Raw genomic sequence first — 25,466 nt, 5'->3', positions numbered from 1 at the left:
AATAAGCAATAACTAACAACCCGGCTTAGGCCTTTTTGTGCTGAGCCTGTGCGACACGCGTCTTGCACACCCGCCATATAAAAAGGCCACCCAATCGGGTGGCCTCCTTACCTGAAGCGCCCGGAGGCGGTCCAGCGCCAGTAGACTGGCAATGCGTTGCGCTTTACTTTACCTTAACAAGGTCGTATCAGCGCCCTGATTAGACCACTGCCGATCTATTACGGCAATCCATTGAACCGCCCCTCTTTCCGATGGTTGCGATAGGTTTTATCGAACATCCGACAATTTCAGGATCAGACATGACGAAACGTTTACTTCTGCTGGCCCTCGCGCCCTTCTTTCTTCACGCCAGCGACCTCCCTGCCCCGGTAAAGGCGCTTGAGCAGCAAGGCATCACGATTATCAAATCGTTTCCCGGCCCCAACGGAATGACCGGCTATCTGGGTAAATTCCAGGAGATGGGCGTTACCATTTATGTGACGCCGGATGGCAAACACGCCATTTCTGGCTATCTGTACGATGAGCAGGGCACCAATCTGAGCGAAAAACTGATCGCCCAGGAGATTTATGCTCCCGCAGGCCGGGAGCTGTGGAAACAAATGGAAAAAGCCAGCTGGATCCAGGATGGCAAAGCTGACGCGCCGCGCACCATTTATGTGTTTGCCGATCCGTTCTGCCCGTACTGCCACCAGTTCTGGCAGCAGTCCCGCCCCTGGGTTGATGCAGGCAAGGTGCAGATCCGCACGCTGATGGTGGGCGTGATCAAACCAGAAAGCCGGGCGACTGCGGCAGCGATCATGGCCGCGCAGGATCCGGCAAAAACCTGGCGCGACTTTGAACAGGCCGGTGGAAAAATGACGCTGGATATCCCTGCCGCTGTCGCCCCCGAACAAGCGAAGACATTAAATATCAATCAGAAATTAATGGATGAACTGGGCGCTAACGCGACGCCGGCGATTTATTACATGAATGACGCTAATGAATTACAGCAAGTCGTCGGCTTACCCGACGCCGAGAAGCTGGCGGTAATGATGGGTGGAGAGATTAAGAAAAACTAAAATGACCTTTAAGTAATTGTCACAGCAGTCATAAAAATGGCTGCTATTTTATTTGCCCCGCCTATTATTTGATTTAATATCATAATCATGACCTATTTGGGTGATGGGATTAATGATGGCCAATCTTCATGATCTGAAAAAATTCGATCTTAATCTGTTGGTTATTTTCGAATGCGTTTATTTACATCGTAGCGTGAGTAAAGCCGCCGAGGCGCTGTTCCTGACGCCTTCCGCCATCAGCCAGTCCATCCAGCGACTGCGTAACCAGTTGAACGACCCGCTGTTTCTGCGTGAGGGAAAGGGCATCACCCCGACGACCGTTGCCGATAACCTGCATATTTACCTTGAGGATAATCTGCAACAGCTTGAGCAGACGATCCGCGTGGTACAGGGCGCGCCCCAGCGTAAAAATTTTATTATTTACTGCTCAACCTTTATGGGCTTTGAGTTTTTATCTCCCCTGGCGGAAAATTTTTGCCGTCAACAGGGATTTGAACTCATCCATTATGATATGTCGGTAACCTCAAATTCTGCTGAAGACCTGCTGACATACCGTAAAGCCGATTTAGTGATAGGGAGTACCCCGGTAGTCAATCATTCCGTTATTTGTACGCCTTGTTTTCATACAGTGCCGGTGATGGTATGCAGTAAAAATCATCCACGTATCGGTAATAGCGCCACACTTAGCCAATTAGAAAAAGAAAAATTCACTAAGATCACCGGGCTTGAAGAAGGCATTCGCCAGTATCACGTCAAATCTACGGAAGCCCTCCCCGAGCGGGAGTTTATTTTCCAGAGTGACTCGCCGCTTACCGTGATGTCGGCGATTGGTCAAAGCGAACTGCTTGGCGTGATCGGCGAAAGAGGATTCGAACGTTTCAGTGATATGTTTAATCTCAAACGTGTCGAACTACCGGTGCAACTGCCGACGCTAGAGTTTCATATGATGTACAACCGTTTCGCGCTGCAAAGCAGCGCATTTAAGCTGCTACTTGAAAATATTAGCCAGCGACTGTTAACGGCACGGTAAGGCGCGTGGCTACAATACCCCCAGCCGCGCTGCCGCCGCATCCAGCGTCGCATCCTGTTTGGCAAAGCACAGGCGGATTAAGGTGTGCGAGAACGGCGCGGCGCAAAATACTGACAACGGGATGGCGGCGACGCCCACTTCTTCCGTCAGCCACTGGCAAAAACTCACGTCGTCCCTGCCGCTAATCGCGCGGTAATCCGCCAGTAAGAAATAAGTGCCCGCACAGGGCAGCAGTTTCAGGCGGCTGGCGGAGAGCGCATCCGCAAACCGATCGCGTTTGGCGCGGTAAAATTCCGGCAACTGCTGATAATGCGCCGGTTCTTCCCGCAGCATATCCGCCAGGGCCAGCTGGGCAGGCGTATTTACTGAAAAGGTTAAATACTGGTGCACTTTGCGCAGTTCCACGCTGATGGCGGCAGGCGCGACGCAGTACCCTACTTTCCAGCCGGTCATATGATAGGTTTTGCCGAATGACGATACCGCCACCGCCCGCTCGCGCAGTTGCGGATGGGCCAGCACGCTGGCGTGACCGTCGGCGTCAAAACAGATGTGCTCATACACCTCATCGCTAATCACATAAATTTCCCGATCGGCAATCGCCTGCCACAGCGCGTCAACATCGCTTTTTTGCCAGACCGTGGCGGTAGGGTTGTGCGGCGTATTCAGGATCACCAGCCGGGTGCGCGGCGACAGCGCGTCGGCGAACTGCTGCCAGTCGACGCGAAAATGCGGCGGCTGGAGCGCCAGCCGTTTTGAGACGCCCCCGCTTAACGTGATAGCCGGATCATAGCTGTCATAGCTCGGGTCAAAACAGATGACTTCATCGCCGGGGCGCACCAGCGCGGTAATGGCGGCATACAGCGCTTCCGTCGCGCCCGCCGTAACGGTGATATCGCTGTTGGCGTCGGGACGAAAGCCGTAAAGCGCGGCGGTTTTATCGGCAATCGCCTCGCGCAGCGGCTGCGCGCCGGTCATCGGCGCGTACTGATTGGCTCCGGCGGCGACGTGAAACGCCAGCCGTTCCTGCAAAAAGCGCGGTCCGTCAAAATCCGGGAACCCCTGGGAGAGGTTGATGGCCTGGTGCTGCTGCGCCAGCGCACTCATCCGGGTGAAGATAGTGGTGCCGAGTGAAGGAAGTTTGCTCTGAGGAATCAAAGGATTATTGCTCATCGTACCGTGCCCTGCGGGAAAAATATCGCTCCACTATAGCACGACGCTTCCCTTTGGCAATCAAGACGCTTAGATGGCTAAATGCGCTTCCCTGCGCCTGAAATCCGTTAGCCCATCACCATGGTGCTTAACCGGCTGGTGCAGCAGCGCCGCCCGTCGGCATCATAAATGACGATTTCCCAGCACTGGCTTTGCCGCCCCGGGTGGATGGCCCGGCAAACGCCGCGCACTTTGCCTTCGAAGATGGGCCGATGGTGAGTGGCGTTTAGCTCGGTGCCCACCACGCTCTGCCCCTCTTTGGTGGTCAGAAACCCGGCCATCGAGCCAAGGGTTTCCGCCAGCGCCGCCGACGCGCCGCCGTGCAGCAGGCCAAACGGCTGAAGCGTGCGGCTGTCCACCGGCATTTCCGCCACCAGCGACTCCGCGCCGATTTCGGTAAACACAATGCCAAGGTGGGCCACCAGCGTGCCGTCGCCCATGGCGTTCAGTTCATCAAGTGTAATTTCACGTTTCCAGATCATTCAGGCTCCCAGGGTCGATCCGCCATCAATCACAATATCCTGTAGGGTGATATGGCTGGCCTGATCGGACGCAAGAAACAGAATGGTGCTGGCGATTTCCTGCGGTTTGGCGATTTTGCCCAGCGGAATGCCGAGCTTGAACTGTTCGGCGAACCCGGCGATACGCCGCTGTTCGGCATCGTCCGTGGTCCACAGGGTGCGCTGCATATCGGTGTCGGTAGAGCCCGGCGACACCAGATTGACCCGTACGCCGAACGACGCCAGCTCCAGCCCGACGGTGAGCGTCAGGCTTTTCAGCGCGGCCTTGGACGCGCCGTAGGCCGACATGCCAATGCGCGGCGTATGCGCCGCGTCGGACGCCACGGTCACTATCGCCCCGCCCCGTTGTGCGCGGAATACCGGCATCAGCTGCTGATACAGATTAAACGCACCGCCCACGTTAACCGCAAAGGTCTGCTGCCAGTCGGCCAGCGATAGCGCATCGGTCGGCCCCATGCGCAAAATCCCCGCCGCGTTGACCAGCACATCGAGGCGCGGTTGCGCGGCCAGTAACCGCTGACACACGTCAACCACCTGTCCGGCATCGGCGATATCCAGCGGTTCAGTCGCGAACGGGTAATCGCCGTTAAATGCCCGATCAAGGCCGATGACCGTCGCGCCCTGTTGATGAAACGCCAGCGCGGCGGCATAACCGATGCCCTTGCCCGCGCCGGTAACCCACACCGTTTTGCCGTCAAACACCCCGGCCATTAGCGCACGTCCCTGGACAGCAGCGCCCACCACGCGTCGAGAGTGGGTTTCTTCGCCAGCATCACGAAATCAATGTCCGGATAAACCTGCCGCCAGCGCGAAGCCAGCGCCATCATGCGCACCGAATCCAGCCCGTAGTCGATCAGGTTTTCATCATCTTCCGGTTCGTCGGATTCATCCAGCAGCGGCAGCACCAGCGCGCGCAGCTGTTCTTTGCTTTGCGGCGTCGGCAGCAAATCCGCGCTCATCACCACGCGCCCGGCGCGTCCCGCCACGTATTTCAGCGCCATCAGGTGCTCTTCGCGGCTGAAATCCGCCAGCGCGTCGGCCACCATAAACGGCTGGATATCACGCATAAACGCGTCGGTTGCGGTGGTCATGCAGCCGATATGGGCGTAAACCCCGCAAATCAGCAGTTGATCGCGACCCGAGTCTTTCAGCGCCTGCTCCAGCGGCGAGCGGTGAAATGCGCTGTAGCGCCACTTCACCAGCACCGTGTCGTCGCTGTCGGGGGCCAGTTCCGCCACTACGCGCTGCTGCTCCGGATAATTGTTCAGCCCAGGCCCCCACATATCGTTGAGCAGTGCGCGATCTTCCGGGCTCTGGTTGTCCGGCTGCGCGGTGTAATACACCGGAATGCCCTGCTGTTTGCAGTAGCGGCGTAGCGCAGCGATGTTGGCGATCACCTGAGCCATCATCGGGCAGTTCTCGCCCCAGAAATTAACGAAATAATCCTGCATATCGTGGATTAACAGCGCGGCGCGCGCTGGCTCAAAGGCCCACTGCACTTTGTTGTCCGGGATATCTGCCGCGCCCGGCAGGCTGTACGCGTTAAGTTTAGGGATCGCCACGGTGTTCTCCTTCATGATGCCGACTGGCGTTCCGCCAGCCGTTGACGCAACTGTTTTTTATCGACTTTGCCCACCGGGGTGAGCGGCAATTCCGCCACGCTTTCCACCCGGTCCGGCAGTTTAAAATCGGCGACGCCGAGCTCGCGCAGGTAGCGGCGGATTTCCACCGCTTTCACCGCCCGGCGGGTGACCAGGAATGCGCAGCTCTTCTCGCCCATCAGGCTGTCTTCCATCGACACCAGCGCCGCCTGAATAATCGCCTCGTGACGCAGCAGCAGGTTTTCGATCTCTTCGGCGGCGATCTTCTCGCCGCCCCGGTTGATCTGATCTTTCTCGCGGCCCTGGACGGTGATGTAGCCGTCCTCGTCAATGGCGATCAGATCGCCGGAGCAGTAAAAACCGTCGGCATCGAACGCCCGGGCATTGTGCTCCGGGCTCTGGTAGTAGCCCCGGAAGGTATACGGCCCGCGCGTCATCAGCCGCCCAACCTGCCCGGCAGGCAGCGCATTACCGTTTTCATCCGCCACCCAGACTTCATCGTCCGGGCACATCGGACTGCCCTGGGTATTGAAAATACGTTCATCGCTGTCGTCCAGACGGGTGTAGTTCACCAGCCCTTCCGCCATTCCAAAGACCTGCTGCAACTGGCAACCGATCTCAGCGGGAATGCGTGCCGCCAGCGCATTCGACAGCCGCGCGCCGCCGACCTGCAACAGCCGCAGAGAAGCTAACTGCGCACGATCTTCGCCCTCTCTCAGCGCCTGTAACCACAGGCTGACCGCCGGCGGCACCAGCGCAGTAACGTTAATCTGATGCCGGGCGATCAGCGGGAAGCAGTGGCTGGCGCTGGGATCGTTAGCCAGCACCACCGTTCCGCCCGCCAGATAAACCCCCAGCGCGCCCGGCGAGCTCATCGGGTAGTTATGGGCCGCTGGCAGGGCGCACAGATAGCGGGTATCGGCATCAAACCGGCAGATTTCGTTACTGCGGCGGATGCTGTAGTAGTAATCGTTATGGGTGCGCGGGATCAGCTTCGGCGTGCCGGTACTGCCGCCGGAGAGCTGGAAAAAGGCCACTTCATCCGCAGGCGTCGGGGTGGCGATAAAGCCGTCGGCAGACTGTTCAAGCAGCCGCGCCAGCCCCTGCTCGCCGCCATCGCGGTTCAGTAAGACATGGCGGATCGACGGGGTCGCTTCACGCAGTTGCGTCAGATAATCATCGCTGGCGAATAACCCGTGAGCGCGATCGGCAATCAACAGCGCCGGTTCGATTTGCCGGGCGTAGGCTTCCAGTTCGGTGCGCTGGTGGCTGAACAGGGCATTCACCGGCGCGACGCCGATTTTCAGCAGGGCAAAAAAGACGATATAGAACTCGGCGACGTTGCCCAACTGCACCAGCGCGGTTTCGCCACGGCGTAAACCGCGCCGCGACAGCGCCGCCGCCAGGCGGTTGGCCGCCTGGTCAAGCTCGCGGTAAGTGAGCGCGCGCTCGCCGTCAATCAGCGCCACCGCGTCGTTGCCGGCATGGCGCTGCAAAATGTCGCTCAGCGGCAAATCGAGCCAGTAGCCCTTCTCGCGGTAGCGGGCGGCGAACTCATCCGGCCAACGGGTATAGGGAATAATCATGACGCGCTCCTGTCGTTCAGGCCAAATACGTTGAGCATAGTGGAGAGCTTGACGCCCGTTTCATGCCATTCCGATTCCGCTACCGACGCCGGGACGATCCCCGCACCGGCGAAACAGCGGATCTGCTTATCGTTTAACTGCGCGCAGCGGATCGCCACCGCCCATTCGCCGTTGCCCTGGTCATCGCACCAGCCGACGATCCCGCCGAACAGTTCGCGATCGAACGGCTCCAGTTCGGCGATCAGTTGACGGGCGATGCTATGCGGGAAGCCGCTCAACGCGGGCGTCGGATGCAGCAGGCAGGCCAGCGACAGCGCGTTTTCCTGTTCAGCGCAGGTTTCGCCCGTGATGGCGGTCGCCAGATGCCACAGCGTCGGGGTGGTGATCAGTTCGGGGGTTTCCGGCACCCGCAGGCGCTGGCTGCGGCCAGCGAGGATCTGGCGCATGGCCTGGGTGACTAGGTGATGTTCATGGCGATCTTTTGTTGAATGCAGCAGGCGATCCCCGGCCAGCTTATCTTCGGTGCTGTTAGGGTGGCGGCGCGCGGAACCCGCCAGCGGCAGCGAGTAAAACTGATTTTGCTGTTTACGCAGCAACAGCTCCGGGCTGGCGCCGATCAGCGCGCCGCCGTCCGCCAGCGGAACGTGGAAGTTGTAGCTGGCGGGGTTAAGCGCCACCAGCCGGTTCAACAGTTGTTGGCGATCCGGCGCGTCGGCGGTAGTGATATCGATCAGGCGCGACAGCACCACTTTGCTGACTTCCGGCGTGGCGGTCAGCGCGGCGGCGCGCTCCACTATGGTCATAAACTGCGGTTTTTCCGGGATGGCCTGCTGCGCCATCATCCTCAGCTGCGGCGGCGCGGCAGTACGCGCGCGGGCTAACATCGCGCCAGGGGAAAACGCCTGATAGTCGCGCGGTACAAACAGCGCCGAGGGTTTACGGGTATCGAACGGAATTGCGCCGACCACAATCGGCATGTCGCAGCCCTTGTCACGGGCGGCGGCGAAGGTCGCACGCAGTTGCTGCTGGAATTCGCCGTTAAGATCTTCGCCGTCAGCGGCGGGGGTGGTCAGCCGGGACAGGCAGCCGGATGTCACCAGATTGCGATGCGGCGACATAAAGAAAAAGCTGTCAGGTGAAAGGGTGACAGCGTGCTGTTGGGATTCCTCTGCCAAAGACGCCTCCATACGCTCCTCCATAAAATGATAAGGTGTTTAATAATTATTATCATTTGCGTTTGGTGGCGTAACCTAAGGGCAAAGCGCCCGATTGTCAATGCAGCGCGAGCGATTTCGGGTACAAAGCCAGCGGCAATTGTTGTTCACAGCGCTTGCAACCGGACCGGGCAATGTTGAAAATGAGAAGCATTACTAACCTCTACCGTGGGACTTTACGCCGTGAAATCACGCTTCACCTTTGGGCTGCTGCTCTCCCTGCTCGCTTTCGGATTTTCCTCACTCACCCAGGCCGCCGACTGGCCGCGCCAGATCCAGGACAGCCGGGGCACGCACACGCTTGAGCAGATGCCCCAGCGCATTGTCTCCACCAGCGTCACGCTGACCGGCTCGCTGCTGGCGATTGACGCGCCGGTGATCGCCAGCGGCGCCACCTCGCCGGGCAACCGGGTGGCGGACGATCAGGGCTTTCTGAAACAGTGGGGTGAGGTGGCGAAGCAGCGTAACGTGCAGCGGCTGTATATTGGCGAAGCCAATGCCGAAGCGGTCGCGGCCCAGATGCCGGATCTGATTTTGATCAGCGCCACCGGCGGCGATTCGGCGCTACCGCTTTACGATCAGCTCTCGGCTATTGCCCCGACGTTAATCATTAATTACGACGATAAAAGCTGGCAGCAGCTGTTAACCCAGCTCGGCGCCATTACCGGTCACGAAAAGCAGGCCGCCGGGCGCATCGCCAGTTTCGATAAGCGGTTAGCCGAAGTCAAAGCGCAGATCGCGCTGCCGCCGCAGCCGGTGAGCGCGCTGGTGTACAACCCGGCGGCGCACGGCGCGAATCTCTGGAGGCCGGAATCGGCGCAGGGGAAATTGTTGCAGCAGCTCGGTTTTACCCAGGCCGCCCTGCCCGCTAATCTGCAAACCAGCCAGTCGCAGGGCAAACGTCACGACATCGTTCAGCTTGGCGGTGAAAATCTGGCGGCGGGTTTGAATGGCGAGACGCTGTTTCTGTTTGCCGGGGATGAGCGGGACGCCAAAGCGCTGGCGGATAATCCGCTGTTAAAACATCTGCCCGCGGTACAGCAGCAGCGCGTCTACCCGCTGGGCACCGAAACTTTTCGTCTCGATTACTACAGCGCCAGCCAGCTGTTGACCCGGCTGACGCAGCTGTTTAAATCATGATGACTGCGCCGCTTGCGGCGCAGGTTGACGGAAGCGGCGCAGTTCGTTGAGCAGCAGCGCCAGCAATACGCCCATCACCGCCAGTCCCAGACCGCTGACGCTGGCCGAGGCGGCTGGCGTCAGCAGCGTCCCGAACGCTCCCAGCAGCGCCGCGCCGAGGGCATCTCCGGTCACGTTCTGCGCCGTCCAGAGTCCGTTGATGCGCCCCAGCATGTCGTCCGGCGTTTGGGTTTGAATCAGAGTGTACTGTAACAGCGAGCTGATGGCGCTGAGGTAGCCGAACAGCGCCAGGCACACCACCGCCAGCCCCCAAAACGGCATCACGCCAAACGCGCCCACCGCCAGGAAGGCCGCCACGGTGGTCGCCAGCATCACTCTGCCCGGCATCGCGGTATGGGCGATGCGCCCGCTGGTCAGCGCCCCCAGCGCCGCGCCGAGCGGCACGGCGGCGTATAAAAACCCAATCTGGCTGGCGGACATCTGCCAGTGATTCGCCAGCGCCGGATACAGCACCCGCACCGCGCTCGCCATCGTCAATAACGCCCCCACCAGCGCCACGCCGCCGATCAGCGGATTGCTCAGCAGAAAGCGAAACGCCTGCAACAGCGCGCGCAGCGGGTGTTCGCGCTGCATCTGCGGGGCGGGCATACGCGGCAGGCTGAACAGCGGGATCAGCGTGATAAAGGTGCCCATCGCCGCCAGCCCAAAGTTCCATGCCACGCCGCCGCTCGCCAGCAGCAGCCCGCCGAGCATCGGGGCGATGACCGAACCGAGACGCACCGTCAGCATGGTGATCGCCCCCGCCTGCATCACATTCTCGCGCCCCACCAGGCCCGGCGTGGCGGCCAGCAGCGCCGTGACGCCAATCGCGCCGAAAAAGCCGTCCCACAATCCCAGCAGATAAATCGCCGTTAAAGAGGGTTCCGGCAGCAGGGCGTTGATAAACAGCCCGATAAACCCTAAGCCGCAGGTGGAGCGGGCGATCAGGATCAGCCGCTTGCGTTCATGGCGGTCCGCCAGCACGCCGCCGGAAATCAATCCGACAAACATCGCCCCGCCGGTCAGGGTGACCGCCAGCCCCACCAGCCACGGCGAGCCGGTCAGGGTCTGGATCTGCACCGGTACGGCCACGCCCAGTAGCCCCAGAGAAACAATGGAAATAAAGCGCGCCAGAAACACCGCCCGGAAAGCCGGGTTAGTTTTGAGCAGGGAAAGATTGAGCAACAGCGAATGTTGGTTCATTACATGGCCTTAGAGCGGAATTTTTTCTTACCGAATAACGGGGGCGTCATGCTAACATAGCCCCAATAAGAGTGATAATAACTATCATTACCAATTGTGGAATATTTGTGATGTCGCTTTTCCGGTTACCAGGGCGCACGGCTGCGCTGTTGGGCCTTATCATTTTGCTGCTGCTGATGGCGGCGTTAAGCCTGTCGATTGGCGCGAAGCCGATTGCATTCTCCGTTGTGCTGGACGCGCTAAGCGGCCAGTGTCAAAGCCCCGACTGCACCATCGTGCGCGATGTGCGCCTGCCCCGCACCCTGGCGGGATTGCTGGCGGGCTGCGCGCTGGGCGTATCGGGCGCGCTGATGCAAACGCTGACCCGCAATCCCCTCGCCGACCCCGGTCTGTTGGGCGTTAACTCCGGCGCCAGCTTCGCCATCGTGGTCGGTACCGCGCTGTTAGGTCTCTCTTCTCCGATGATGCTGCTGGCCCTCGCCTTTGGCGGCGCGATGGCGGCCTCGCTGGTGGTGGCGTTTACCGGCAGCGCGGGCGGCGGGCAGCTTAGCCCGGTGCGCCTGACGCTGGCGGGCGTGGCGCTGGCGGCCGTGCTGGAAGGGCTGTCCAGCGGGATCGCGCTGTTAAACCCGGTGGTCTATGACCAGCTGCGTTTCTGGCAGTCCGGCTCGCTGGATATCCGCACCCTGATGACCCTGAAAGTGGTACTGACCCCGGTGTTAATCGGCCTGTTAATTGCGCTGCTGCTGGCCCGGTCGTTAAACAGCCTGAGCATGGGCAGCGATACCGCCACCGCGCTGGGCAGCCGCGTCGCGCGGACCCAACTGTCCGGACTGGTGGCGATTACCCTGCTGTGCGGCAGCGCCACCGCGCTGGTCGGCCCGATCGCCTTTATCGGCCTGATGATGCCGCACCTGTCGCGCTGGCTGGTGGGCCAGGATCACCGCTGGTCGCTGCCCGCCACGCTGCTGGCGACGCCGCTGTTATTGCTGCTGGCGGATATTATTGGCCGCGTCATCGTACCGGGCGAAATCCGCGTCTCGGTGGTGAGCGCGTTTATCGGCGCGCCGGTGCTGATTTATCTGGTGCGCCGTCGGCGTAATGGAGTGACGCTATGAGCCTCTCCCCTCGCCTGTTAATTGTGCTGGCGCTGTTTTGCCTGGCGGCGGCGGCGATGTCGGTGTGGAGTTTATCCAGCGGCGCGCTGCCGCTTTCCGCCTCGCAGGTGATTAGCGCGTTGCTGGGCGACGGCCCGCGCCAGATTTCGTTAGTGGTGGTGGAATGGCGATTGCCGCGGGTATGCATGGCGCTGGTGATTGGCGCGGCGCTGGGCGTCAGCGGCGCGATCTTCCAGTCGCTGATGCGCAACCCGCTGGGCAGCCCGGACGTAATGGGCTTTAACATGGGCGCGTGGAGCGGGGTGCTGATCGCCATGGTGCTGTTCGGCCAGAGCTTAAGCGCCATCACCCTGGCGGCGCTCGGCGGCGGTATCGTTACCTCGCTGCTGGTGTGGGCGCTGGCCTGGCGCAACGGCATCGACACCTTCCGGCTGATTATTATCGGCATCGGCATGCGCGCCATGCTGGTGGCGTTCAATACCTGGCTGCTGTTGCAGGCGTCGCTGGAGACCGCGCTGTCCGCCGAGATGTGGAACGCCGGATCGCTCAACGGCCTGACCTGGAGTAAAACCTTCCCGGCGGTGCCGCTGATTGCCCTCGCCCTGCTGGCGGCGGCCCTGCTGGTGCGCCGGATGCGGCTGCTGGAGATGGGCGATGACAGCGCCTGCGCGCTGGGCGTGGCGGTGGAACGTTCGCGACTGCTGCTGATGCTCACCGCCGTGACGCTCACCGCCGCCGCGACCGCCCTGGCCGGCCCGATTTCGTTTATTGCGCTGGTCGCGCCGCATATCGCCCGGCGCTTAAGCCTGACCTCGCGCTTTGGTTTGTTGCAGTCGGCGCTGTGCGGCGGCACGTTGTTACTGGCCGCTGATTTATGCGCCCAGCGCCTGTTTACCCCCTACCAGCTTCCCGTGGGCGTTGTTACCGTCAGTATCGGCGGTATTTACCTCATCGCCTTGTTGATTCAGGAGTCCCGCAAGAGATGACCCAGTCCCGCCTGCATGGCGCAACGCTGACGCTCGGCTACGGCAAAAAAATCATTGCCGGGTCGCTTAACGTCTCGATCCCCGATGGCAAATTTACCGCCATTATCGGCCCGAACGGCTGCGGCAAATCGACGCTGCTGCGCACCTTAAGCCGTCTGATGAAGCCGCTGAACGGCCAGGTGTGGCTCGACGGCGAGCAAATCGAACGGTACGCCACCAAAGACGTGGCGCGGCGCATCGGTTTGCTGCCGCAAAACGCCAGCGCGCCCGGCGATATCACGGTGCAGGAGCTGGTCAGCCGTGGCCGCTACCCGCACCAGCCGCTGTTTACCCGCTGGCGCGAAGAGGACGAACGCGCCGTGAGCCGCGCCATGAAAGCCACCGGGATTGAAGCCCTCGCCAGCCAGAGCGTGGATACCCTGTCCGGCGGCCAGCGCCAGCGCGCCTGGATCGCCATGGTGCTGGCGCAGGAAACCTCGATCCTGCTGCTGGATGAACCCACCACCTGGCTGGACATCAGCCATCAGATCGATCTGCTGGAGCTGCTGAGCGCGCTGAATAAACAGCAGGGCTTTACCCTGGCGGCGGTGCTGCACGATCTCAACCAGGCGTGCCGCTATGCGAACCATATCATCGCGCTGCGTGAAGGGGTGATTGTGGCCGAAGGCGATCCGAAAGAGATTGTCACGGCGGATCTGATCGAACGCATCTACGGGATGCGCTGCATGATTATTGACGATCCGGTGGCGGGCACGCCGCTGGTGGTGCCGCTGGGACGGCGCGCAGCAGGGCGCACCTGATTTCTCCTGGAGCGCCGCCCATTTGTATGCGTTTTTCCGCCATGAGTAACGCGCAGCCCTCTCCTCTTGCGGGGTGAGGGCTCCCGTTTTAGCCGTGATTTAACGCTCGCGCAATCAACGGACCAATCACCTCAAACATCTTCGGCGACACCACCTCCACATGGGCGCAATCCAGCGAATGCACCGTCATCTGCTTAAGCCAGTTTGACCAGCCGTCGCTGGCGCTCATGCCGTTGGGCACGGTTTTTTCGGCCACAAACAGGGTGGTCGGCCCGCCATACGGCAGCGTATGCGCCGAAGTCAGCAGCCGGATGGCGTCCGCGTAGTTCCCTTCGATGGTGGTAAACAACCGTTCACTGCCCTGCCCGCGCTGGGCGGCGATAAAGGCTTCACGCTCGCGTTCAATTTCCGCCAGCACCGCCGGGTCAGGCTGGTCGCCCTTCTGCGCCCAGTTTTGGGTTTCCGGCGGCCAGGTGTCAAGCAAGCCCAGCCAGGCTACCTGCTCGCCCGCCGCGTCGAGGCGCGCCGCCAGGTTTTGCGCCAGGGTGCCCCCCAGCGAGTATCCCAGCAGATAGTAAGGGCCGCTGGGCTGAGCGCGGCGCAGCGCGGCAAACTGCATTTCGCACAGCTGATCGAAATCCCGCGCGCTGGCCATGGGGCCGTCCGGGCGCGGCGACTGGATGCCGGTAATCGCCCACTGCGGCCCCAGATAGCGTTGCAGTACGCTGAACTGCCAGGCGAATCCGGAAGCGGGATGGAAACAGAACAGGCGCGGCCCGTTGCCGTCACGCAGCGGCAACAGCGCGCCAAAACCCGCCTCCTGCGCCGCGCCGTCCGGGGCGCTCAGGCGCGCCGCCAGTTTTTCCACCGTCGAAGCTTCCATCACCTGCCCTACCGTCACGTCGATTCCCAGCGTCTCGCGCAGATCCGCCGCCAGACGCATCGCCAGCAGCGAATGCCCGCCCAGGGCAAAGAAATCGGCACTGGCGTGGCAAACCTCGCCGTTCAGCAGCCGGGCAAACGCCCCGGCGATGATCTTTTCCAGTGCGGATTGCGGGGCGCGGCCCGTTGCGGCGCGGGCCAGATCCGGCAGAGGCAGCGCTTTGCGGTCCAGCTTGCCATTGGCGCTCAGCGGCATTTCCGCCAGCTGAATAACCATCACCGGCACCATATGGGCGGGCAGCAAGTTTTCCAGCTGGCGGCGCAGGGCGTCGGTATCCAGCGGCAAACCGCTTGCCGACACCACATAGCCCACCAGCTGGCGGGCGTCGCCTTCACTGGCTGCAGCCTGGTTCAGCACACAGGCGTGGGTGACCGCCTGGGCGATATCTGCCAGCGACATTAACGCGCTGTCAATGTCCCCCAGCTCAATACGCTGACCGCGCAGTTTAAGTTGAAAATCGCTGCGGCCAAGGTATTCAACGGCCCCGTCAGCCAGATAGCGCGCCACGTCGCCGGTGCGGTACATCCGTTCGCCGGGGGCGAACGGGTCGGCAATAAAGCGGCTGGCGGTGAGATCCGCGCGGCCCAGATATCCCTGCGCCAGCTGCACGCCGGTCAGGTACAAATCCCCTGCCACGCCGGGCGGCACCGGGCGCATTGCCCCGTCCAGCACCCGTAAGCCGGTATTCCACACCGGATAGCCAATCGGCACGCTGTTGCCCTTCACCGCCGCCAGCGCTTCGCCGTAAGCCGGATACCAGCTCACGTCCACGGCGGCCTCGGTGGGGCCGTACAGATTGTGCAGCGCCACGCCGGTCAGGCTTTCCCACTGGCGGCACAGCTCGGTCGGCAGGGCCTCGCCGCTACAGAACACCTGGCGCAGAGAGCGGCACCGGGCGATGGCCTGCGGCGTGGTTAACGCGCCGACGAACGCCGCCAGCATTGATGGCACAAAATGGGTGGTCGTGACATTCCAGCGGGCAAACAGCGCCTGTAAAGCCTGCGGATCGCGGTGCGCCTCCGGCGGAGCCATTACCAGTTGCGCGCCCACCATCAACGGCCAGAAAAATTCCCACACCGAGACGTCGAAACTGCACGGGGTTTTCTGCAATACCACATCGCCTGCCGCCATCGGATAGTGATTTTGCATCCACCACAGGCGGTTAATGATAGCGGCCTGGCCGACCATCACGCCCTTTGGCCGCCCCGTCGAGCCGGAGGTGAAAATCACATACGCGGTGTGCTCCGGGCGCGAGAGGTCCAGCGCAGGCGCGCCAGACTCCGCCAGCGGCGCGTCGTAAATCATCAGTGGCTGGGAGGTGAGCCCGGCAAAACGCGCTTCCAGCGCCGCGCTGGTGATCGCCAGGCGCGGCCTGGCGTCTTCCAGCATCATCTGCAAACGGTCGTCGGGGTAGCCGGTATCCAGCGGCAGCCAGGCCGCGCCTGTCTCGACGATCGCCTGTAAGGCCAGCGATAAAAACACCGAACGTGGCAGCGCCACCGCTACCACGTCGCCGGGCTGAACGCCCTGCGCCCGTAATTCCACCGCCAGCGCGTGGACCTGCTGGCGCATTTCGCGATAGCTAAACTGATGGTTATCGTCCGCTAAGGCAGGCGCATCGGGGGTTTTCAGCGCCTGGCGAGCAATCGCCGCCGAAAGCGTGTCGGCGGGCAGCATCATGCCGGTGTCGTTGACGCGTTCAATCAGCTGCGCTTCATGGGGGAGCACCACCCCGGCGTCGCAGCAGGCCAGCTGCGGGTTTGCCGCGAACTGGCTCAGCAGCAGCGGCAGACGGGCGAAATGCTGCTCCAGGGTCACGTCATCATAGCGTTGCGCATTCGCCAGGACTTCCAGCCCCAGACCGCCCTGCTCGTCCTGGTACAGCGCCAGCTCGATGTCGTTAACCGGGCCGGACGCCAGCTGGTGGGTAATGCCATTGATACCGCCGACGTCCAGCCGGTAGTCGAACATTTTGAAGTTGAACACCGTGCCGTACAGCGGCGTCAGTTGGGTGACGCGTCCGGCATCGCGCAGGATCTGCTCGGCGTCATAACGCTGGTGGCGACGCGCGCTTTTCATCTGGCGCGCCAGGCTGGCGGCCAGTTCCGGCAGCGTTCCGGCGGGCGGGATGCGCACCGCCAGCGGCAGCACGTTCAGCACCGGGCCGGTCGCGCACAGCGCCGCCGACCCCATCCGGCGCATAAAAATCACCCCGGCGGCGAAGTCGTTGCGCCCGCTCAGGCGGCCAATCCACAGGGAAACCAGCGCAAAAGCCATGTCGGCAGGATTGATGCCGGGGGCATGCGCCAGCAGCGCCTGAACCTGGCCGTTATCGAACCGGATGCTGCGGCGAATCAACTGCGTGGACGGCTCGCGGGTGGTAAGCGGCTCGTCTGACAGGGTGGCCGGCTCCGGCAAGCGGGCAAGCTGTTCGGCCCAGAAAGCACGGTCTTTTTCGCAAGACGCGGAAGCCTGGTACTGCTGATACTCTTCCACCACCTCGCTAAATGAGGTAAACGGCGAGGCGTCCGGCGTCTGGCCTTCGCGCCAGGCGCGGTAAATATCGGCGATCCGGCGGGTAATGGCAGTGAAGCTGAAGCCATCCACCAGTAAATGGTGATAACGCTGATACCAGAACCAGCGGGTGTCGCTCAGGCGCAATAGCTGATGATGCCAGGGCGCTTTCCCCGCCGAGCGGCGCAGATCCTGCTGCAAATCCTGACGCATCAGCGTCAGCGCGGCCTGTGCCGGATCGGCGTGATGGCGTAAGTCAACGCAGTCAGGCTGCGGGAACGTTATCGACTCATCCACCCACTGGCGCGGCTCGCCGTCGATTTCGGCAAAGCGCATCCGCAGGGTATCGGCCTCGCCCATCCCGGCGACGATGGCTTTCGCCAGCAGCGGCGCGTCCAGTTCGCCGTTGAGTTCGACGTAATGCGCCACGCTCCATGCGGCGGGCTGCTGACTCAGGGTATCTGCCACCCAAATCCCCGGCTGGGCGGCAATCAGCGGTAAGGTCACGGAAGGGATTTTCATGCTTTATCACCTTTGACATACGCGGCGGGATGCAAATCGCCGCCGCGCTGTTCCAGCCAGGCGACACAGTCGGCGTGCGGGCGCGGCGGCGCAACGATGGCCCAACCGGCAGGTAACGCGCAGGCTTCCGGCCACAGGCTGAGCTGCCCGAGCTGATTCTTCAACAGATAAAAATGGCCCTGCGGATCGTCGAAGGGATGGGTGTATTCCATAACAAACTCCTGAAATTCATCGTGCCGTAAGCACTTTGTCGCCCCACAGGGTAATTAGCCCTTCCGTTAAGCCGCCGCGCCAGCACAGCGCGTCGTGGCCGCCGTCGACTTCACGCCAGAACAGCTGCTGTTGGGTGCGTTGCAGCAGGGAACAGAGCCGTAGGTTGGCCTGATGGATCACCGGCTCGCGCTTGCCCGCTTCGAGGAAAATCCGCAGCGACGCCTGGCCCAGCGCGCCCTGCTCAAGCTGCGAAATCAGCCAGCCCTGCCGGGTTTCGCGCCCGGGCCACCAGTACGACCCCGACTGGCTCAGCACGCAGCCAAAACGCTCCGGCCAGTTAAGGCCCGCGTACAGGGAAGAAAGCCCGCCAAAGCTCTGGCCCGCCACCACGGTGGTAGACGGGTCGTCGCGCCACGGGGCGAGATTCTGGATCTGCGGCAGCAGTTCGTCCTGCACCGCCTGCCAGAACGCGGGGTTACAGGGCAGCTCTGCGCCGCGATGGGCGGTGTCGATGGCGTCAATCAGCACATACACCGCCGGAGGTAACAGGCCCCGATCGGTCAGGGATTGCAGCGCGGGCCAGACCGGCATACTTTGCGCCCAGAACTGGCCGTCGAGCAGCAGCGCCAGCGGACGATTGCCGCCGTTCTCTTCCCCGGTGGTAAACACCCAGACCTTGCGGGTGTTGGCGAGTTTTTCGCTCTGCCAGTCGATGCACAGCGGCGGCTGATGCGGCGTATCCGGCGCGTCCCAGCCTGGCTGCTGCGGCGCGCGCGGCATCTCCAGCGCGCACACCGGGTGGCCGCGTCCGCCGCGCCACTGGCGCGGATTAAACGGGTCGACCTGCGCCTGCGGGAACAGCTTGCGCCAGCCCGCGCGCAGCACCATCGGTGAGGGAAGATCGTCGGTGAAGGCTTCCGGCGGGAAATCGTCCGTCGCGGTTGACGGGATCAGGCAGTAACTGCCGCGCCAGCTATCGGTGAGTTCGAGTTGATAATGCCAGACATCGGTGCCGGGATGGCGCGCGAGCGTCACCGGACGCGCCCGCTGATGATGGTCCGTGACGCCGGTAATATTCAGCCACACCCGCTGTACGGCGGAATGCCGCTCATCGCCAGCCGGATCGCGCCACCAGAATGTTACCCGACATTTGCCCTTTTCCAACGGCTCTATGCAGGGAATGCCCTGCCGCTGGCGTGCTTGCCACCACGCCTCACTTCCTGTTTCGAGCAACATCTCAACCATCAACCTTATGAATTATATGGCATTAAAAAATTACCGTAAGAAATGTTTGATAATATTATTGATAATTATTCGTATTTGCAATAGCGTATTGGCGCGCATTATCCCGTTGTTTTTGTTCACTCACTGGCGTTTACCTGGCAGTCACCTTCGGTGCGCCAAAAATTTGTTAGACGACATCATGCTGCTATCCGCCCCTGGCACGGAAAAAGCGAGACGCAGCAGAGAAAAGCAGGCAAAAAAATGAATAAGAAAATCCACTACTCCCTCGCCATGTTAATCAATCTGGGGATTTACGGCGCGGCTATGCCGGTTCTGGCTGCCGAAACCACGACCTCAGAAGATGGCGCGCAAACATACGAAGACACCATGGTCGTTACCGCCGCCGAGCAAAATTTGCAGGCGCCGGGCGTATCGACCATTACCGCGGAAGAGATCCGTAAAAACCCGCCGGCGCGCGATGTGTCGGAGATCATCCGCACCATGCCGGGCGTCAACCTGACCGGCAACTCCACCAGCGGCCAGCGCGGCAACAATCGTCAGATTGATATTCGCGGCATGGGCCCGGAAAACACCCTGATCCTGATTGACGGCAAACCGGTCAGCAGCCGTAACTCGGTGCGTCTGGGCTGGCGCGGCGAGCGCGACACCCGTGGCGATACCGGCTGGGTGCCGCCGGAAATGATCGAACGCATCGAAGTGCTGCGCGGCCCGGCGGCAGCGCGTTACGGCGACGGCGCGGCGGGCGGCGTGGTGAACATCATCACCAAACGCAGCAGCAACGAGTGGCACGGCACCTGGGATACCTACCTGAACGCGCCGCAGCACAAGCAGGAAGGCTCCACCAAACGCACCAACTTCAGCCTGACCGGCCCGCTGGGCGACAGCGTCAGCTTCCGCCTGTACGGCAACCTGGATAAAACCCAGGCCGACGCGTGGGACATCAACAAAGGCCATCAGTCCGAGCGTACCGGCACTTATGCCAGCACCCTGCCCGCCGGACGGGAAGGGGTTGAAAACAAAGACGTCAACGGCCAGCTGCGCTGGGAATTCGCCCCGATGCAGTCGCTGGAATTTGAAGCGGGCTATGGCCGCCAGGGCAACCTGTACGCGGGCGATACCCAGAACACCAACAGCAACGCGCTGGTGAAGAGCAACTACGGCAAAGAGACCAACCGTCTCTATCGCCAGGACTACTCCCTCACCTGGAACGGCGGCTGGGATAACGGCGTGACCTCCAGCACCTGGGCGCAGTATGAAAAAACCCGTAACTCGCGCACCAATGAAGGCCTGGCGGGCGGCACCGAAGGGATTTTCTCTGACGCGCTGAAATCCGACATCGATTTAAGCGATGTCACGTTGCACAGCGAAGTTAACCTGCCGCTCGACGTGCTGGTGAACCAGACGCTGACCCTGGGCACCGAATGGACCCAGCAGCGCATGAAGGACCGCTCGTCCAACATACAGTCGCTGATTGAAGGCGGCCCGATCCCGGGCGTCGACAGCACCCACCGCAACCCGTACTCCAGCGCGGAAATCTTCTCGCTGTTCGCCGAAAACAACATGGAGCTGACCGACAGCACCATCCTGACGCCGGGGCTGCGTTTCGATCATCACTCCATCGTGGGCGACAACTGGAGCCCGGCGCTGAACCTGTCCCAGGGCCTGACCGACGACATCACCCTGAAAATGGGCATCGCCCGCGCCTATAAAGCGCCGAGCCTGTACCAGACCAACCCGAACTACATCCTGTACAGCCGCGGTCAGGGCTGCTACGCCAGCGCGGGTGGCTGCTACATGATGGGCAACAACAATCTGGATGCCGAAACCAGCATCAACAAAGAAATCGGCCTGGAGTACAAACACGAAGGCTGGCTGGCGGGCGTGACCTGGTTCCGCAACGACTACCGCGACAAGATTGAAGCGGGCTATGCGCCGATTGGCCGCACCAGCAACGGCCGTACCACCACCGATATCTACCAGTGGGAAAACGTACCGAAAGCCGTGGTTGAAGGGCTGGAAGGGACGCTGAACGTACCGGTCACCGACACCGTTCAGTGGAGCAACAACATGACCTGGATGCTGGAGAGTAAGAACAAAACCACCGGCGATCGTCTGTCGATCATCCCGGAATTTACGCTTAACTCCACGCTGAGCTGGCAGGTTCGCCAGGATATCTCCCTGCAGAGCACCCTGACCTGGTACGGCCGTCAGAAGCCGAAAATGTACAACTACAAGGGCCAGCGCGTTGGCTATCCTGAAACCAAGGAAGTGAGCCCTTACAGCATCGTTGGCCTGAGCGGCACCTGGGATGCCACTAAAAACGTCAGCTTCACCGCCGGTATCGACAACGTGTTCGACAAACGCCAGTGGCGCGCGGGCAACGCCCAGACCACCGGCAACGCTAACACCAACTCCTGGATGTATGGCGCGGGTGCGGAAACCTATAACGAACCGGGCCGGACTTACTTCGTGAGTGTGAATACCCACTTCTGATATAAAAGCCTGATGACAGGGGGAACTGCGGTTCCCCTTTTTTATTGGCGGCCAGGCCCCGGTTGTGTAACAGTGATTTCCCCTTTCGCCGCACCGGAACCCGATGAATACCGAACTCACCACGCTCGCGTTAAATCAGCGCACGCTGTTTTGCCTGCGCTTCGCGCCGGACAGCTTTGCCGCGCAGGATCTGCTGTGGTTGCCGCATCACGCGATGCTGGCCCGGGCGGTAGTGTCGCGCAAAGCCGAGCATCTCGCCGGACGCATTGCGGCGGTCCACGCCTTGCGCCAGGCGGGCGGCCCCGCGACGCCGCCGGGGATTGGCGCGTACCGCGAGCCGCTGTGGCCGGCAGGCTTTACCGGCAGCATTACCCATGCGGGCAACCTGGCGCTGGCGACGGCGAAACCAACCGGCGAGCGCTTTGCCAGCCTGGGGATTGATTACCAGCCGCTGCTCACCGATAACGATGCGCAAAAGCTGGCCGACGGCGTACTGTTCGGCGATGAGCGGGCGCGGATTCAGGCGGCATCCATGCCCTTCCACCTGGCGCTCAGCCAGATTTTTTCGGCGAAAGAGAGCCTGTTCAAAGCGCTGTTCCCCGCCGTGCAAAACTGGTTTGGGTTTGATTGCGCACAGATGGTTGCGCTGGCTCCCCGGACGGTGACGCTGGAACTCGCCTGCCCACTGGGCCCCTTTCCGGTGGGGTCGCGCTTTACCCTTGCCTGGATGCCGTTTGGCGACGGCATCGTCACCCTTGCCGACCTGTAACGCCATCACGACATAAAACGTCAATTTCAGGTGAAAAAACCCGATACTGGAATGCGTTATCTTAAATGCGCAGCCTCACAGAACCGACACCCACCCTAATAACCACACAATAAACATGACTACCGTCATTTTTTCCTGAGGATCGGCCGGTAATGATACGGCGGCGAGGCGTTCGCGTGTAAACACAAGGAAAATGAAATGGATAAGTTCGATACGCAGGACAATCGTCCGGGCATCGGCGCGTATATCGCGCTGGCGTTCGCGGCGGTGTTCTTTTCAGGATTATTGGGAGGGAAAGAGTGGTACGGGGTGTTTGATTTCACCACCCTGAACGGCGCATTCGGCAAAGTGGTCAGCAAAGTCAGCCTGAACGGCGATGAGCTGGTCACCGCCACCAGCGCGTTTCGCGGCACCGGCGGTCATGGGGCGATGGACGGCTTTCTGTTTGCGCTGGGGCTGATTCCTGCCGTGATGTTCGCGCTGGGCATGATTAACGTGCTGGAACACTACGGCGCGCTTCGGGCCGCAAGACGGCTGCTCACTCCGCTGCTGCGCCCGCTGCTGGGCATCCCCGGCACCGCCGGGCTGGCGCTGATCGGCAGCCTGCAAAGCACGGATGTTGGCGCGTCGTTAACCCGCAACCTGGCCGATGAAGGGCAAATCACCGAGCGCGAAAAGGACATTTTCGCCATGTTCCAGTTCTCCGCGGGCGCGATGATCACTAACTTCTTCTCCTCCGGCGCGGTGCTGTTTACCCTGGTGGCGGCTGACGGCACCACGGCGGTGCCTGCCTCCATCGGCGCCTGCGTGGCGGTGATGTTTATGATGAAAATCGTTGGCGCGAATATACTGCGCCTGATCCTCAAACTCAGCGGTAACAAAGCCCAACAGCGTCTGGATACCCAGGGAGAAGCATCATGAGTGCGCAGGGAAATGCCAAACCGGTTATCACCGATGTGTTTGTAGAAGGCGCGCGCAAGGGCTGGGGCATCGCCACGTCCAGCACGCTGCCTAACGTTGTCATGGCTTTTATCATCATCAAGGCGCTGGAAATCACCGGCGCGCTAAAAGGGCTGGGCATGGTGTTCGCCCCGCTGATGGGGCTGTTCGGCCTGCCGGGCGAAGCCGCTGCGGTGCTGATTGGCGGCTGGATGTCGATGGGCGGCGGGATCGGCGTCGCCATCGGCCTGTTTGAAAAAGGCATTATTACCGGCGAGCACCTGGCGATCCTCGCCCCGGCTATCTATTTAATGGGCTCGCAGGTGCAGTATCTCGGGCGCATCCTCGGCGTGATTGGCACCCGCGCCAAACGTATTCCGCTGATGATCGCTATCTCTGTGCTCAATGCGTTTATCGCCATGCTGCTTATGCGCGTGATTATTTAAGGAGAGACAAATGGATTTGAAATTATGGACTGACGAGCTGCGTCAGTTAGTTAACGTTGACTGCGGCACCGGGACGACTGAGGGCGTGGCACAGGTGGCGGATATTCTGGCGTCGTTCTGGGCAAAAGAGGGCTGGCAGTGCGAGAAAGTCGATCTGGGCACTGCGGTAGGGCCGGGCGTGCTGGTGACCAACAAGCCTCACGCCACCCATTTTGATGTGCTGCTGATCGGCCACCTGGATACCGTATTCCCCGCCGGAACCGTGGCGCAGCGCCCGATGAGCCAGGACGAGACGCGCATCTACGGCCCGGGCGCGTCAGATATGAAGAGCGGTCTGCTGAATATACTTTGGGCGATGCGTGGGATGGAGAAAAACCGCCTGCAACGCCTGTCGATTGCCGTCGCCATGAACCCGGATGAAGAGACCGGCTCGGTGCATTCCCACCAGTGGCTGGGGGAGCTGGCGGAGCGCTCGCGTCACGTGCTGGTGTGCGAAGCGGCGCGGGCGGACGGTTCGCTGGTCAACGCCCGCAAGGGGCTGGCGGGTTATGAACTGACCTTTACCGGCGTTGCGGCCCACGCGGGCAACGATCCGGAAAAAGGCCGTTCGGCGGTGACCGCGCTGGCGCACAGTATCCTGGCGATCAACGCGCTGGCGGACCCGGAACGCGGCACCACGCTCAACGTCGGCGTGGTCAGCGGCGGCGACGCCTCGAATATCGTCGCATCCTGGGCGAAAGCGGAAGTCGATCTGCGCTTCTGGGAGAACAGTGAAGATGAGCGGGTTAATCGCGCCCTGCACGCGCTGTGCGAAAAAGGCTTTATGGACGGTGTGACCACCACGATTACCCGCCGGAACCATAAACCGGCCATGGCGATCAACGCGCAAACCGAAGCGCTGATGAAGCTCGTCGAACACGCCGGTGAGCAGGAAGGCGTGGCGATCAGCTGGAAAGCGGTCGGCGGCGGCAGCGATGCCAACTACACCTCCGCGCTGGGCATTCCGACGCTGGATGGTTTTGGCCCGATTGGCGCGGGCTTCCACAGCCCTGCCGAATATCTGGAGATCGCCTCGGTGGAACCGCGCATCCGCCTGCTGCGTCGCGTGGTCAGTATGTTGTAATGACTTTCCCCGTATCCGGTTCTGGCCGGGTACGGGATTTTCGTTGTCACTCCGCCGCCAGTAAATCCCCTAACCGCTGTATCTGCCCGCCGTTCGCATCATAATTATCCACCGCCAGCCAGCGGGTTAGCGCGGCATTGATGCGCGGCCATTCGCTGTCTAACATCGATAACCAGTCGGTATCCCGGTTGCGGCCGTTTCTGACCATCGCCTGACGAAAGCGCCCTTCCCAGCTGAATCCCAGACGCTCTGCCGCCGCGCGAGAGGCGGCGTTCAGCGAGTCGCATTTCCATTCCACCCGGCGATAGCCTGCGCCAAAAGCCGCCGTTAAGAGCAGCCACTGCGCCTCGGTGCTCATCAGGGTGCGTTTCATCTTCGGCGACCAGGTGACGTGGCCGATTTCCACCACCCCATTGACCGGGTCGATGCGCATAAAGCACACCACGCCCACCGCCCGCCCGCTGGCCTGGTCAACGACCGCCCAGGGGATCAGGCTGTCATCCGCGATTTTGCCCTGAACCCAGTGCCACGTCGCCTGGCGGGTATCGGGCCGCGATGCGCCGAGCCACGTCCAGTCGCGATCGTCCGCCGCCTGCTGGTAGTCCAGAAACAGGTCGTCGCTGTGCCGTTCGGCATTCAACGGCTCCAGCCGGCAGGCCCGCCCCTGAAGCGGCGTGCGGGGCAACGGCTGCGCGCCTTGCCAGCCGGGAACCACATCGCCGACCGGCTGACCATAAGCGTTAATTTCGGGCAT

22 protein-coding genes are annotated in these 25,466 nt (G+C 61.5%); 11 read left to right on the top strand and 11 right to left on the bottom strand.

All coding sequences use genetic code 11. From position 1 onward, the window contains the following. The first annotated feature begins 299 nt into the window (after positions 1–299). Together dsbG and citR are read left to right on the top strand one after the other, a co-directional pair. Positions 300–1,058 carry a thiol:disulfide interchange protein DsbG gene (dsbG, locus tag GV764_RS08010; RefSeq protein ID WP_161659701.1) on the top strand — a complete coding sequence of 253 codons (759 nt, stop codon included), beginning with the start codon at positions 300–302 and terminating at the stop codon, positions 1,056–1,058. 115 nt (positions 1,059–1,173) lie between these two features. Beyond that, complete coding sequence (gene citR, locus GV764_RS08005) at positions 1,174–2,088, top strand: DNA-binding transcriptional repressor CitR (RefSeq protein ID WP_161659700.1); 915 nt, start codon at positions 1,174–1,176, stop codon at positions 2,086–2,088. 9 nt (positions 2,089–2,097) lie between these two features. Here citR and GV764_RS08000 read toward each other — a convergent pair whose 3' ends face one another. The 6 genes from GV764_RS08000 to entC all read right to left on the bottom strand — a co-directional run bounded on the left by GV764_RS08000 (position 2,098) and on the right by entC (position 8,192). Continuing rightward, entirely contained in the window at positions 2,098–3,258 is a 1,161-nt protein-coding gene (locus GV764_RS08000) for a pyridoxal phosphate-dependent aminotransferase (protein WP_161659699.1), read from the bottom strand. A gap of 107 nt (positions 3,259–3,365) precedes the next feature. Continuing rightward, the gene (gene entH, locus GV764_RS07995; protein ID WP_161659698.1) at positions 3,366–3,779 is read right to left on the bottom strand and encodes a proofreading thioesterase EntH; all 414 of its coding nucleotides are present in this window, start codon (positions 3,777–3,779) and stop codon (positions 3,366–3,368) included. Further along, positions 3,780–4,529, bottom strand: a complete 750-nt coding sequence (gene entA / locus GV764_RS07990) for a 2,3-dihydro-2,3-dihydroxybenzoate dehydrogenase EntA (protein ID WP_161659697.1) — start codon at positions 4,527–4,529, stop codon at positions 3,780–3,782. Then, the gene (locus GV764_RS07985) at positions 4,529–5,380 is read right to left on the bottom strand and encodes an isochorismatase family protein (RefSeq protein ID WP_161659696.1); all 852 of its coding nucleotides are present in this window, start codon (positions 5,378–5,380) and stop codon (positions 4,529–4,531) included. Before GV764_RS07985 ends, entA begins: the two co-directional genes overlap by 1 nt. Before the next feature lie 11 nt (positions 5,381–5,391). Continuing rightward, on the bottom strand, positions 5,392–7,005 hold the full coding sequence (locus tag GV764_RS07980; RefSeq protein WP_161659695.1) for a (2,3-dihydroxybenzoyl)adenylate synthase: 1,614 nt from the start codon (positions 7,003–7,005) through the stop codon (positions 5,392–5,394). Continuing rightward, positions 7,002–8,192, bottom strand: a complete 1,191-nt coding sequence (gene entC, locus GV764_RS07975) for an isochorismate synthase EntC (RefSeq protein WP_161659694.1) — start codon at positions 8,190–8,192, stop codon at positions 7,002–7,004. Before entC ends, GV764_RS07980 begins: the two co-directional genes overlap by 4 nt. A 210-nt stretch (positions 8,193–8,402) precedes the next feature. Between entC and fepB the strand changes: the two genes are divergently transcribed. Next, positions 8,403–9,359, top strand: a complete 957-nt coding sequence (gene fepB / locus GV764_RS07970) for a Fe2+-enterobactin ABC transporter substrate-binding protein (protein WP_476561214.1) — start codon at positions 8,403–8,405, stop codon at positions 9,357–9,359. On the opposite strand, the gene entS is transcribed toward fepB, so the two are convergent. Further along, entirely contained in the window at positions 9,354–10,601 is a 1,248-nt protein-coding gene (gene entS, locus GV764_RS07965) for an enterobactin transporter EntS (RefSeq protein WP_161659692.1), read from the bottom strand. The two genes, fepB and entS, sit on opposite strands and share 6 nt — an antisense overlap. A gap of 110 nt (positions 10,602–10,711) precedes the next feature. On the opposite strand from entS, the gene fepD reads away from it, so the two are divergent. Genes fepD through fepC form a run of 3 tightly spaced genes read left to right on the top strand, consistent with a single transcriptional unit; the run spans position 10,712 to position 13,505 of the window. After that, positions 10,712–11,719 carry a Fe(3+)-siderophore ABC transporter permease gene (fepD, locus tag GV764_RS07960; protein WP_161659779.1) on the top strand — a complete coding sequence of 336 codons (1,008 nt, stop codon included), beginning with the start codon at positions 10,712–10,714 and terminating at the stop codon, positions 11,717–11,719. After that, on the top strand, positions 11,716–12,705 hold the full coding sequence (gene fepG, locus GV764_RS07955) for an iron-enterobactin ABC transporter permease (RefSeq protein ID WP_161659691.1): 990 nt from the start codon (positions 11,716–11,718) through the stop codon (positions 12,703–12,705). Before fepD ends, fepG begins: the two co-directional genes overlap by 4 nt. Next, positions 12,702–13,505 carry an iron-enterobactin ABC transporter ATP-binding protein gene (gene fepC, locus GV764_RS07950; protein WP_161659690.1) on the top strand — a complete coding sequence of 268 codons (804 nt, stop codon included), beginning with the start codon at positions 12,702–12,704 and terminating at the stop codon, positions 13,503–13,505. The genes fepG and fepC overlap by 4 nt, the downstream gene beginning before the upstream one ends. A gap of 88 nt (positions 13,506–13,593) precedes the next feature. Here fepC and GV764_RS07945 read toward each other — a convergent pair whose 3' ends face one another. From GV764_RS07945 to fes, 3 genes are read right to left on the bottom strand one after another with little or no spacing between them, the layout of a single operon-like run. Beyond that, positions 13,594–17,484: an enterobactin synthase subunit F gene (locus GV764_RS07945; RefSeq protein WP_161659689.1), complete on the bottom strand. Its 3,891-nt coding sequence runs from the start codon at positions 17,482–17,484 to the stop codon at positions 13,594–13,596. After that, positions 17,481–17,696, bottom strand: coding sequence for an MbtH family protein (locus GV764_RS07940; protein WP_161659688.1), 216 nt, complete (start codon positions 17,694–17,696; stop codon positions 17,481–17,483). The genes GV764_RS07945 and GV764_RS07940 overlap by 4 nt, the downstream gene beginning before the upstream one ends. 16 nt (positions 17,697–17,712) lie before the next feature. Further along, positions 17,713–18,942: an enterochelin esterase gene (gene fes / locus GV764_RS07935; protein WP_161659687.1), complete on the bottom strand. Its 1,230-nt coding sequence runs from the start codon at positions 18,940–18,942 to the stop codon at positions 17,713–17,715. A 240-nt stretch (positions 18,943–19,182) separates the two neighbouring features. Between fes and GV764_RS07930 the strand changes: the two genes are divergently transcribed. The 5 genes from GV764_RS07930 (at position 19,183) to GV764_RS07910 (ending at position 24,712) form a co-directional block, all read left to right on the top strand. Beyond that, positions 19,183–21,435 carry a TonB-dependent siderophore receptor gene (locus tag GV764_RS07930; protein ID WP_161659686.1) on the top strand — a complete coding sequence of 751 codons (2,253 nt, stop codon included), beginning with the start codon at positions 19,183–19,185 and terminating at the stop codon, positions 21,433–21,435. A 103-nt stretch (positions 21,436–21,538) separates the two neighbouring features. After that, positions 21,539–22,204, top strand: coding sequence for a 4'-phosphopantetheinyl transferase family protein (locus tag GV764_RS07925; protein ID WP_161659685.1), 666 nt, complete (start codon positions 21,539–21,541; stop codon positions 22,202–22,204). 198 nt (positions 22,205–22,402) lie between these two features. Beyond that, on the top strand, positions 22,403–23,125 hold the full coding sequence (locus GV764_RS07920) for a nucleoside recognition domain-containing protein (protein WP_161659684.1): 723 nt from the start codon (positions 22,403–22,405) through the stop codon (positions 23,123–23,125). Next, positions 23,122–23,589 carry a YjiG family protein gene (locus tag GV764_RS07915; RefSeq protein ID WP_161659683.1) on the top strand — a complete coding sequence of 156 codons (468 nt, stop codon included), beginning with the start codon at positions 23,122–23,124 and terminating at the stop codon, positions 23,587–23,589. Before GV764_RS07920 ends, GV764_RS07915 begins: the two co-directional genes overlap by 4 nt. Positions 23,590–23,599: 10 nt before the next feature. Then, a complete protein-coding gene (locus GV764_RS07910) occupies positions 23,600–24,712 on the top strand; it encodes a M20 family metallopeptidase (RefSeq protein WP_161659682.1) in 1,113 nt (370 codons plus the stop codon). A 46-nt stretch (positions 24,713–24,758) separates the two neighbouring features. Here GV764_RS07910 and GV764_RS07905 read toward each other — a convergent pair whose 3' ends face one another. Further along, positions 24,759–25,466, bottom strand: coding sequence for a GNAT family N-acetyltransferase (locus tag GV764_RS07905; protein WP_161659681.1), 708 nt, complete (start codon positions 25,464–25,466; stop codon positions 24,759–24,761).

The organism is Atlantibacter hermannii, from assembly GCF_009907385.1.
Classification (GTDB): domain Bacteria; phylum Pseudomonadota; class Gammaproteobacteria; order Enterobacterales; family Enterobacteriaceae; genus Atlantibacter; species Atlantibacter hermannii_A.
This window is presented reverse-complemented; position numbering and strand designations above follow the sequence as displayed.